The sequence below is a fragment of the Cellulophaga sp. RHA19 genome, from assembly GCF_002813425.1.
In the GTDB taxonomy this organism is placed as follows: domain Bacteria; phylum Bacteroidota; class Bacteroidia; order Flavobacteriales; family Flavobacteriaceae; genus Cellulophaga.
Window position 1 is genome coordinate 2832210 of the sequence record NZ_PHUL01000001.1, and the last position, 11487, is coordinate 2843696.

General features: G+C 26.6%; 8 protein-coding genes. 6 read left to right on the forward strand and 2 right to left on the reverse strand.

Annotation, left to right across the window (positions count from 1 at the left end; genetic code table 11):
• Nucleotides 1-120: 120 nt before the first annotated feature.
• Entirely contained in the window at nucleotides 121-1554 is a 1434-nt protein-coding gene (locus AX016_RS12565; RefSeq protein WP_198519437.1) for a T9SS type A sorting domain-containing protein, read from the forward strand.
• 149 nt (nucleotides 1555-1703) lie between these two features.
• Here AX016_RS12565 and AX016_RS12570 read toward each other — a convergent pair whose 3' ends face one another.
• Nucleotides 1704-5417 carry a YobI family P-loop NTPase gene (locus tag AX016_RS12570; RefSeq protein ID WP_100895942.1) on the reverse strand — a complete coding sequence of 1238 codons (3714 nt, stop codon included), beginning with the start codon at nucleotides 5415-5417 and terminating at the stop codon, nucleotides 1704-1706.
• A 759-nt stretch (nucleotides 5418-6176) separates the two neighbouring features.
• Nucleotides 6177-6539: a helix-turn-helix domain-containing protein gene (locus AX016_RS12575; RefSeq protein ID WP_100895943.1), complete on the reverse strand. Its 363-nt coding sequence runs from the start codon at nucleotides 6537-6539 to the stop codon at nucleotides 6177-6179.
• Nucleotides 6540-7170: 631 nt separating this feature from the next.
• On the opposite strand from AX016_RS12575, the gene AX016_RS12585 reads away from it, so the two are divergent.
• The 5 genes from AX016_RS12585 to AX016_RS12605 all read left to right on the forward strand — a co-directional run bounded on the left by AX016_RS12585 (nucleotide 7171) and on the right by AX016_RS12605 (nucleotide 11459).
• Complete coding sequence (locus tag AX016_RS12585; RefSeq protein WP_100895945.1) at nucleotides 7171-7575, forward strand: hypothetical protein; 405 nt, start codon at nucleotides 7171-7173, stop codon at nucleotides 7573-7575.
• A gap of 278 nt (nucleotides 7576-7853) precedes the next feature.
• A complete protein-coding gene (locus AX016_RS12590) occupies nucleotides 7854-8810 on the forward strand; it encodes a hypothetical protein (RefSeq protein WP_100895946.1) in 957 nt (318 codons plus the stop codon).
• A 251-nt stretch (nucleotides 8811-9061) separates the two neighbouring features.
• Nucleotides 9062-9736, forward strand: coding sequence for a response regulator transcription factor (locus tag AX016_RS12595; protein WP_034643588.1), 675 nt, complete (start codon nucleotides 9062-9064; stop codon nucleotides 9734-9736).
• A gap of 14 nt (nucleotides 9737-9750) precedes the next feature.
• Nucleotides 9751-11004: a sensor histidine kinase gene (locus AX016_RS12600; protein ID WP_034643585.1), complete on the forward strand. Its 1254-nt coding sequence runs from the start codon at nucleotides 9751-9753 to the stop codon at nucleotides 11002-11004.
• Nucleotides 11005-11063: 59 nt separating this feature from the next.
• Nucleotides 11064-11459 (forward strand): hypothetical protein, encoded by a 396-nt coding sequence (locus tag AX016_RS12605; protein ID WP_232732624.1) that lies wholly within the window; start codon nucleotides 11064-11066, stop codon nucleotides 11457-11459.
• Nucleotides 11460-11487 lie beyond the last annotated feature (28 nt).

Genomic DNA, 11487 nt, shown 5'->3' on the forward strand with positions numbered 1-11487 from the left:
ACTATTTTATCCAACCCGTTTATCATATATTTTTGTAATACAATTCTTACTACTTTTGATTCATAGTTAGAACTATAATTATTAATAACACAAAAGAATTTAGTTATGAAAACAAAAATTATGAGAACAAAAAAGTTAGCTTTAAGTTTTCTTCTAGTAGGTGTATGCTTCATAGGATACAGTCAAAAACCTAAAGGACAAACATCAAATCCAAATGATAATTTTAAATTATTAAACGATTTTTCTGATGAATTTAATACAGGAAATATCAATTGGAACAAATGGAGTAAAACAGCTAATTTACCCAGTACAAAAGCCTGGAAATGGAATAACAATGCTAATACTAAATCTGTAAATTTTAGTGGAGAAGGTGCTGTTGAGTTAACTATGCGTCAAAATGCAAATAATGCTATAGATGGTATTACTTATTTTAAAAGTGGCTGTTTACAATCTATTAAACAATTGCCTAAAAACTTTGTAGGCTATGTAGAATCTAGAATTTATGGTGCAGAAATTAATTCTCCAAAAGCTACAGGTCTTGACAAAAATAGAGGCGTATGTCCTTCCTTTTGGTTATACAGTAAGTTCTTTGATAATAAACCAATTGGAGAAGCTGTTTATACAGAAATTGATATAGTAGAACTACAGCAATTTGATTTTGACCCTAATGGTCCTGTTGGTCACCAACAAGATTTTATTACAGATGCAGAATCTAATCTACACTTAGTAAAAAAAGCAAGTTTTGGTAGAGATTGGTTTAGGCCAAAACAACCAAAAGCAAGAGCTACTCAATTAAATAAGTATGAGCTACCTGGTAAATTTGATCCCACGCAAGGTTGGCATACCTATGGTTGTGAAATTACACCTACTAAATTATATTTTTATGTAGATGGTGTAAGAGTAGGTAGGGCTTTAAACAACACATACTGGAGCGATAATCCAATGTATGTTATAGCATCATTAGGGTTAAGAGTTCCTTTTGTAGACTTTAAAGGAAATGTATTTGAGCCTGTTAACCCAGAAGTAAATCCTAGAGCAAAAAAGAATATAGACGAAATGCCAGTATCTATGCACGTAGATTATATAAGAGTTTGGAAAAAAGAGGGTACAGGAGCAGCTAGTAATGCTACAGATGGTAATTGCTCATCAGCTACAACTTGGAAAAAATCAGGAAATTTTTTAATAGGAGACAAAGTAAAGCTTAACAATGCAATTTATGAACTAAAAGTTGGTAATGGCACTTGTAGACCAGGTGGCGCTTCTAGCTGTTCTGTAAACCAATGGACTAAAGTTTTAGATTGTACATCTAATAGCAGTATTATTAATACTGACTCAGGAACTGTATATCCAAACCCTGCTAATACAGTAGTTAATGTGGTAGCTAGTAAAGGAGATTTTATTAGAATAATTACCTCTGTAGGCACAGTAGTACGTACCGTAAAGGCTAAAAATAGTACAACTGTAATAAATATTTCTGCATTAACACCAGGTTTATATACTGTTACAATTACTGGTAACAATAAAAATGAAACAAAACAATTGCTTGTTCAATAGCTGAAAATTTACATAAATTAAATAATAAAGGCAGAGTTAAACTTAGGTTTGATTCTGTTTTTTTTTGTTTTTTAATGAAACAGCGTAGGAGGGAAGTGGAATGTGTGTGGAATTAATACGCAGCTATTATAATATTATCAAACGGTATTCTATTTTTTTACGAAGTTCTTTAACCAAACTCTTATTTTTTTATTCTTGGCTTCTTTACATTTACCAGCAATACCTTTATTCTGAAGTAACGTTATTAATTCTAAGTTATATTCGTTATCATTTATCATCAACTGAGAACTAGAAACAACATTATAATTTCTAGGTAGACTTTTTTCCAAAATATGTATTAATTCTAAATTAGTCAACTTAGATCCGTACAATACAATAAGTTTCACTTTTTGCTCAATTGTTATTTTCTGATTAAGTAATGCTACTAACTTTTCTGTAGACAAAAGCAAACTACTTGTATTTATAACTAGATTACATAACTCTTCAGACAATTCTTCACTACTGTTTATTTCAATTACGGAAACTTTATCTACCAATAATAATTTATTTTTATTGGCTAATTGTGAGTTTTGTAAAAGGAGTGTTTTGTCATCTAAATCTATGTCGTAATCTTTTATAAATTCTTTATAGCTTGATTCTTTTTTAATTAACAATTCAATATGCAATTCAGGATGATATTTTTTTAAAGAATCATAATATGTAGCCTTTAATTCAATTACATTTTCTTTTATTAGAATTTCAACTTTATCTTCATTAATAGATTCAAAAGCAAAATCACTAAATAATTCAAAATCATTTGGAATGCAATTTAAGAATTCTGTATATGGATCTATTTCTAAAAAATTATTACTTATTAGAGTTGAAATGAATTTAAGCTTCTTTTCAGTCTGTATCTCAAAAGAAATTTCACCTTCAAGGCTGAGATTGATATAGTTTTCGTCGTCATTAAGGTATCTATTTAATGACTTATCAAAAATATTATCAGACTCAAGGTAATAGTTGTAAATATTACTCCAAGTCGCTGTAATGTTATTATACTCAAATACCAAACTAAAGAAATTTCTATCTTCAATATCATATAATTTATTGATTTTTACTTCTTGATTTTGAAGAAAAAGTATAACATTTTCTTCTAAGACACCTTTTTCATTTATTACTTTTAAAATGTTTACTTCATCATCATATTGATTGCTTTCTAACTTAGAGTATAGATTAGATAAATACAAATTGAAACTATCATTTTCTAAATAGTCAATTAATTCTATTAAGTTGGAATTAATTATATAACTCAAATTAGAGTTTTCAAAAGAATCTTTATCAAAATTTGTATCTAAATAATACTCTAATAGCTTCCCAATGTTATTATGATTGATATCATATCTATTATGTTCATATATAAATTCAAACAATTTTTTATATTTATTAGCAAAAGGAATTAATTCTTTAAACTTTATATCTAATACTTTTTTTGAAAAAACTTCCTCTATTCTTTTCAATTGACTATCCGAATTATAATTATAAATAATTTCAATATTATTGGCTATATAATCACTCAAAACCTTTTCCTTATTTAAGGATATTAAGGTTTCATTATCCAAATTACTAAGCATTAAAAATAGAAGTTGCTTTTTATCTTTTTCTAAAAAGTCAGAATTTGAATGTATTTTACTCCATAAATCTTTCCAGGTTCTAGCTAATTCTTTGAGTAGTATTTCTTTTTTAGTCCCGTGATAAAGAAATTCTGTAAAAAACTGTTGACTTCTTTTATCCCATTTAGAAATAACTTTAAGTGATGCTGCAAGTTTAGATGAGTAAGACCCCTTATGAATTACTAGAAAATCTATTAAATTAATATTTAAAATTCTGCTATCATCAAAATAGTTAATTGGCAAGTCATTAACAATTTCATCAATATTTGATAGTTCGTAATCAAAAGGCTTTGGCTCATTTACTCTAGATATAATATTGATTTTAAATTCCTGGTCTTTTTCTGTAATACCTCCTTTTTGAAATGTAGAAATATAAACTCTGTAATGTTCATCTATATATCCATTTTCCAATAAAAAAACTAAAAGTAAATCATTATAAATACGCTCTTTTTCATCTTTGATTTCACTTTCTACATAAAAGCTTTCAAATTCTTCTTTTAATTTTTCTTTTGATAAATCTTTTTCTTTTAGAATTTGAGAAAGAGATTCATTTTTTATTTTTTTTATTGATATTCTTAATTTATCTATTTCATTCTCTTTTTCTTTAATTAATATATTTTCATTTACAATAATATTATATTTTTCAGAATAATTATGGCCTACTAATTTATCTATTTTTTCTAAACTCATGTCTAGAGAATATTCATAATAGTTATTATACCAATTAATATTATTATCATATAATGGATTTAAATCAATACTTTCATCAAGTATCTCTTTAAATGTCTTTTTTGTATCTCCAATTTTCAATCCATTTGCTGATACTTCTCCAATTTTCTCTCTAATATAGTATAAAAAAATAGTATTTAGTTCTGCAATATTTTCTAGATTCTCTTGATTAATATTGTCTATTGCTTTGGTTATCTCATCTATTTTTCCCGTATGTTTTTTTATTGAATTTTCAATTAACTTACTTTTATTAGAAAAAACAATATCAATATTACTATCACCATTATGTAGTCTTGAAAAATCCTTTGGTCTTAAATTTTTGTATATTATTAGGGCTAGAAGCTTTTCTTGGTTGAATTCTTCTATTTGTAGTTTCTGTTGCTCTTTATAAATGATGAACTCATTTATAATATTAATAAGTATTCTATTATCAGTTATGAATGCAGATACCGTATTAATAAAATCTTTATTACCATTGGGGTTATTAAAAAGGTTCTTTTCATTTTTATATAAATCAATTAATTTCTTTGTTAAAACATTTTTAGAATTACTGAAGTTAACGAATGGAATTGTTGGAATAATTAAGTCGAAAAATTTAGTTCTTTCAAATTCATTTAAAAATAAATCATCTTTAATAGCATATAGAAAAGTAACTTTTTTAAATTTTTGAGTAGTATTTTCAAGATAATTATTGAGTATAAAATTTAATTCTCTAAGTGTTCTATATATTTCTGTACTATTAAATCTGTCTAAATCTTCTATAACTACAATATCAATATTAACTTTTTCAAAAAAATATAAAATTTCATCGATATATTTATTTAGAAAATCTTTATGTTCAACTTTACTACCAAGTTCAGCTTCTCCTTTTACACTTATCTTATTGATTTTAGAATTAGACATTATTTTAATCAAAAATTGCCCAATAAAAAAAGAAGATCCTAAAAAGAGTAAAAAAGAGATAAAGCTCCACCAACTAAACCCTAAAGAGACACTCCAGTGATTTGGATTTAATTCAGATGTAAAAAAATTTAATATTGAGTATGTAGAAATTAAAAACACCAATAATACAATTACTTTTAAAAGATGACTCTTTTTCCATATATCTATTTCTCTAATACGGTTAATTCTTGAATCTGGTAATTTTTCTGAATCTTGACTATAAATTATTTGTTGAAGAATCGATAATTGTATTTGATCTTTAAATTCATCGTACTTTACTGTTTCATTGAATGAAGCTAAAGAAATGTTAAGTATTTTTTTAGTAGGGTATTTTGATTTATAAGATTTAATTATTGTACTCTTTCCTGAACCATAAACTCCTGTAAGTGCTAAGTTTCTAACCTCAGACTTTGAAATAGCATCATTAATATGCTTAATATATATTTGTACTCTTTTATCTTCTTTTTTATTTAAAGGTGTAAGTAAATCTAATTCAATTGGCTTTTCATCATTAAAGTTTTTATCAATAATTTCACTTTCCATTTAATTGGATTTTAAAAATTCACACTTTCAAATTTAATAAGAAGATTCCATCATTGTAAGCTTTAGTTTTTAACATTAATCAAATGTTTTTAACAATTATATTTTTAATTAGTTATATTTTTAACTGGAGCCGTATATTTTAAATTTATAGCGCTTAAATACTGTTGTATAAACTAAGTTTAATATTAATTCAAAATAAATTTAACGAGTTACAATGCATTCTAATATATAGCGAATGAGCTGTTAATTGTTTCCAAAATTATATGCAGCCTTTGTCCAGACGATTCGGGATTGTTTCTTTTATTTTAAGAGATTATTCTTTTTATCTAAAATACCAATTCCACGAGAATCGCGTATTTAAAAATTTCTGTACCTAATTACAGAATACGCAAATTATAAGCAGTATGCGTTTTGTTGTAATTATAGGTTCAATTGTAATTTTATAACTTTTTGTGAAAATGTATTTTAGTTTTACATAACGACTAATTATAGCTACACATCTAAATTATTCTAACTAAGCCACAATTAGATTTACATAATTACTCAATATAAGCATAAAGTCAATTATATCATTAATTATGTAAAATATCGCTGAAATTGTAACTGTTAATTTAAAATTGACATTTCGAGTTACGGTAAAAAACTCTCGATTTATTAATGTTTATAGGAGGTAAGAAGTTTTTTTGAAAATATACCTAACAATTTAAAACTGCTAAAAAAGCATTTTTTTAGATTAATGCTAAATTAAAATTACCATTTTTATTTTTTAAGCATTTCTTCATTTATTGATGATTCTAAAATCACAAGATCAAAAATCTTCTCTATTGCATTTTTAGACTCTTTACTTATTACTTCTAAATTTTTAAGCTTTGTATATTTTGCATCCAATTTTATAAAATCTGGATCATCATTATTTGTAGTGTAGATTAACTTATTAGTTAACTCTTCTATTCTAACATTTAAAGCATTAGCAAGCTTAAGAATTGTTTTCGCTGATGGTTTGGCTTTGTTATTTTCATATCTACCTATTTGTACAAAGGACACACCTGATTTGTTCTCTAGTTCAACTAAAGTTAGTCCTCTTAGCGTCCTTAATTCTTTAAGTCTCTCACCTATTGTCATTGTTTTTTGAATATTAAACTTTTTTATATTATTTTTATATTATTTTTATACTTTTATAAAAAACTAAATAGCTTTTAGTGTAAAAAGCAATTTTTATTAAGTACATATTGTTATTTACAATATATGCAATACCTGCAATACCTGCAATATAAATAAAAGGGAATCCCGATTTTCTTAATTAGAATTTTTTAGAATAAAGATTAGAATAATATTATTTAGATACAATGACTTAAAAGTATATATTAATTAAACTCTTGACAAATGGATAATTACAAGATTAAAGATAAGAAACTAATAATTTCTATTGATTATTTAGTTGATTTAGGTTGTAACCGAAGAACTATGGAAAATAGTATCTCAAAGTTCAACAAAGGTAATTCTATTTTTTTTCACGCCCATAAGGATCCAATAACCAATAAGAAATGGATTTATTATGAGTCCATTCCGAAACGTCTTTTAAAAAAGTTTAATATTTCTACAGATAGGGATATAGCCCTAAAAACATTAAGAGAAATAGAAAAAAATGACATTTTTAAAATTAGAAGTGAAATTAATTTGTTATTAAAAATTCAATGGGATAATCCAATATATTGGAAACAGTATATACCCAATTATGTACTATATTTTTTAGATGCTGAAAAAAGAAATAATCAATCTTATCGGAAAAAACAAAAAATTATATGCTGTAATAATTTCTGAATTGAGTGCTTGTAATGAAATTAAATATCTTGAATCTTCAGACTCGTTTATTATTGAAACTAATATTGGACTAAGTGCGTATTCAAATAAAAAATATTTGGATAAAAACTGGGGCATAATTTTGGGATGGCTAAAAAACTTTGCTCAAATATTTATACCAATTGTTTCTCTATTTATTGCGGCAATGGCATTATGGATTAAAATTGAAATGCAAAACGATATGCAAAATAACAAAATACAAGAAATAGAATCACGAATTGAGAGTATAGAAAAACTTGAATATAAAAAGCAAGAGTCTACCAAAAATGATGGAATCGATACTTTAAATCTGAGATAAAATTGAACATATCTAGGTCTGAAAATAGTACTCTAAAAAAAATAACATTTGCTAACAAAACCTAAACGTAATCCGGACTTTAGGGCAAAATCGAAAGGTCTGTGTATATTTATAAAGTCACTAAATCTTATGAATTTAGCTTTGGAAAAGAAAAAATAAAACTAAACAATAAGCTTTAGCTTCGTGCGCAGACGGAAACGAAAAGTTTCCTTGCCTACGCATTACGCTTAGCCCAGCCGTTATATATAACCCTGCAAAACTAATTCAAAATTTAGAAAATGGGCAGTTTACAAGACTTGAGTGACAAACTAGGAGAATTTAAAAATCACATTGAGGATATATCAAAAATGGTAATTCCAATTATTCCAGATAAAAATGGAATGATTGACAGGCAATGTCCCAAAAGTGAATGTGAATCCCTTTTTAAAATACATAGAGAAGATTGGTTAAAGATTGTAAGAGAAGAAGAAGTATTTTGCCCTTTTTGCAAGAATAATTCCGAGGCTAAAAGTTATTTGACAGTCGAGCAAAATAATGAAGTGATTAGCGATTTGAAAAAATCAATAAGGGAATTTTGGAATTATGGATATTCGCAAACTGGACAAAACATATCCATTAAACCGAGAGAGGAATTCGAGTTAAACCTAAAATGTGTAAAATGTAATTGCAGATATTCAGTTGTTGGCTCTGCATATTTTTGTCCATCGTGCGGAAACAATAATATTGAAGAAAACGCTAAAAAAGCCGTTGAAAAAATTCTTTCTAATACCAATAATATAGAAAAGATTCAAGAGACCCTAGAAACAAATTTAAATAAAGACGAAGCAACAGTAATAACAAAATCTATAATTAAAAACTCCATTTCAGAAATAATAGGGACTCTCCAAAATTATAGTGAGTTGAGATATAATTCAATATCTAGTAAAACAGCACCATTTAATGCCTTTCAAAATGTTGAAAAAAGTAATAAACTATGGTTTACATTATTTGGAACTGGGTACGATGATTGGTTAACAAAGACTGAACTAGAAAATCTATATAAATACACTCAAAAAAGACACCTAATAGAACATAAGGCTGGAATAGTAGACCAGAAATACATAACTAAAACTGGAGATATAAATTATCAAGAAGGAGAAAGAATAATAATAAAGCCCAATGACGTAGTATGTTTAGGAAAAATAGTTATTAAACTTTTAAATGAAATATCAATGCTAAAAAAAGACAGGATATAACACAACCTATAAAACCAAAAAAAGTGAATTACGGAACTGTTCCTGTTTTTAAGGATTTATACGGAAATTTATGGGACTTACTGGAATTAAATCCTAAATCCTGAACGGCTGCTTAAACTCTGTAAAATTCATAGCAAGTACAAGCGTGCTAACGAAAAGCCTTCAGGTTTAAATTCATTTATAAATAATATTTTCAACTTTAATATTTCTTTAGAATCAAATATTAATTTTATTTTTTTAAATTCATTAATATGAAATATTTAGTAGCTGAAGATGAACTAGATTTACAACAATCTATTGTTACCTATTTGCAACGTGATGGGAATATTTGTGAAGTTGCTTCAGATTTTGGTGAAGCTTCAGAAAAAGCAGCTATTTATGATTATGATGTAATTATCTTAGATATTAATCTTATTTCTGGTAGTGGTCTAGACGTGCTCCGTTTTTTAAAAAAAGAGAAAAAGAGGGCAGGGGTTATTATTATTTCGGCAAATAACTCTTTAACAGATAAGTTAGAAGGACTTGATTTAGGTGCAGATGATTACATTACAAAGCCATTTCACTTAGCAGAATTAAATTCTCGTATAAAAGCAGTTCTTCGTCGTGGCAAATATGGTGGGGACGAAATTATGGAGTTTAACGAGATAAAAATAGATACAAAATCTAGAACGGCTTACATAGACGGTAAAGCAATCGCGTTAACTCGTAAAGAATATGATTTACTTGTGTTTTTTATATCTAACAAGGGTCGTGTACTTTCAAAAGAAATTATAGCAGAACATCTTTGGGGAGATAATAGTGATTTGTTAGATAATTTTGATTTTATTTACGTACATATTAATAATCTGCGTAAAAAGTTAACTGCTGAAGGCGCTAAATATATAAAAACTGCCTATGGTAGTGGATATAAGTTTATTGAAGATTAATAAATTATTTAAACGTGTCAAAAAAAACAAGACTTATACAAAAAACCTCTAAGACTTTTTTGTTTGGAGGTGTACTTTTAGTATTATTAAGCTCTTTAGCGTTGTATTTTTACACCAGCTATCTTTTAAAAAGTGAGGTAGAAGAAGTTTTGTATTCAACAGAGTCTAGAGTTGCAGATGCCATTAAAAATGATAGTGTTGTTTTTTCTTTATCACCGGTTATAGAAGTTAAAAAAACGGATAATGTACAAAGTGAAGTATTAAAGGATACAATTATTTATGACCCTTCTCAAGACGAAATGGAATTGTTTAGAGAACTTTCAACTTATAAAAATATTAATGGCATAGACTACCAAATAACAGTAAGAAATATGGTTGTTGAATCTGAAGATTTAGCTTTGGCAATTGTTATTTCTAACATTACGATATTTGTAATTGCGTTTATATTTCTTTTTTACTTTAATACTACTAGAAACCTTAAATTATGGGATCCGTTTTTTAAGAACTTAGAACAAATGAAACGTTTTTCATTAACATCTAAAGATACCTTAAATTTAGTAGATAGTGATGTTTTAGAATTTTCTGAATTAAAAACCGAAATTGAAACTTTAGCGGATAAAGTAAGGAAAGATTACGAAAGTTTAAAACAGTTTACTGAGGATGTATCACATGAGATGCAAACGCCATTAGCTATTATCCAGGCCAAGATAGATAATATTATAAACGAACACGAAATAAGTGATAAACAGTTTGAGCAAGTAACATCCATTCAAAAAGATATTCAACGTTTAAAACAGCTTAATAAAAGAATAACAACTTTAACTAAGATTGATAATAATCAATTTATAAATATTGAAAATGTCAACGTATCTGATTTAATTAATGAAAAGATTGAAAGTTTTAAAGAGCTCCAATTTGCAAACCTAGTTTATAATCCAGAAAACAAACTCTCTGTTTCTATGGATGTATATCTAGCAGATATATTAATTAATAACTTAATTTCTAACGCTATTAAGCACAGTAAAAAGAATGAAGAGATTACAATTATAACCAAAAGTAAATTGTTGATTATTTCTAACTTTGGAGAGAAAGTTTTAGCAAATCCAGAGAATTTATTTTTACGATTTTATAGAGAATCTAGTACAAATCAGTCAACAGGATTGGGATTAGCTATTGTAAAAAAAATATGTGATTTATATGAATTTAAAATCTCATATAAATTTGAGGTTGATCAACATATATTCTCAATAGACTTTTTAAGAAATTAAGAGTTAGTCTTTTTTGCAATACCACTGCATTAAATAATTTATATATTTGTCAAAATTATATGAAAATATTCTTTTCCATATTAATGTCTGTTTTATTCCTTTTTCAAGGAATAAGCATAGATATGGACTTCTGTGGACCGATTAAAGATATTTCAAAAGTCATTACCCATTATCAAGACCATAAAGTTTATGGAGACTCTTTCTTTGAATATGTAGTTGAAGATTACATTGATAATAATGCTCAAAATAAAGAGCATCATCATAGCCCAGATAAAGAAAATACACCTATTCATTCCCATAATCAATGTTGTCACCCATTGGTATTAATTATTGCCAACAATACTTTGGCTTTAACCAATCAACTAAATTTTGAAGAGAAAAAACAGTATAATTTACATAAAGTAAACTTCACTTCCAGATATTTGGAATCGCTTTTCCAGCCACCAAGGGCATAATTCAGTTTTTTTAAAGGATAACTATATC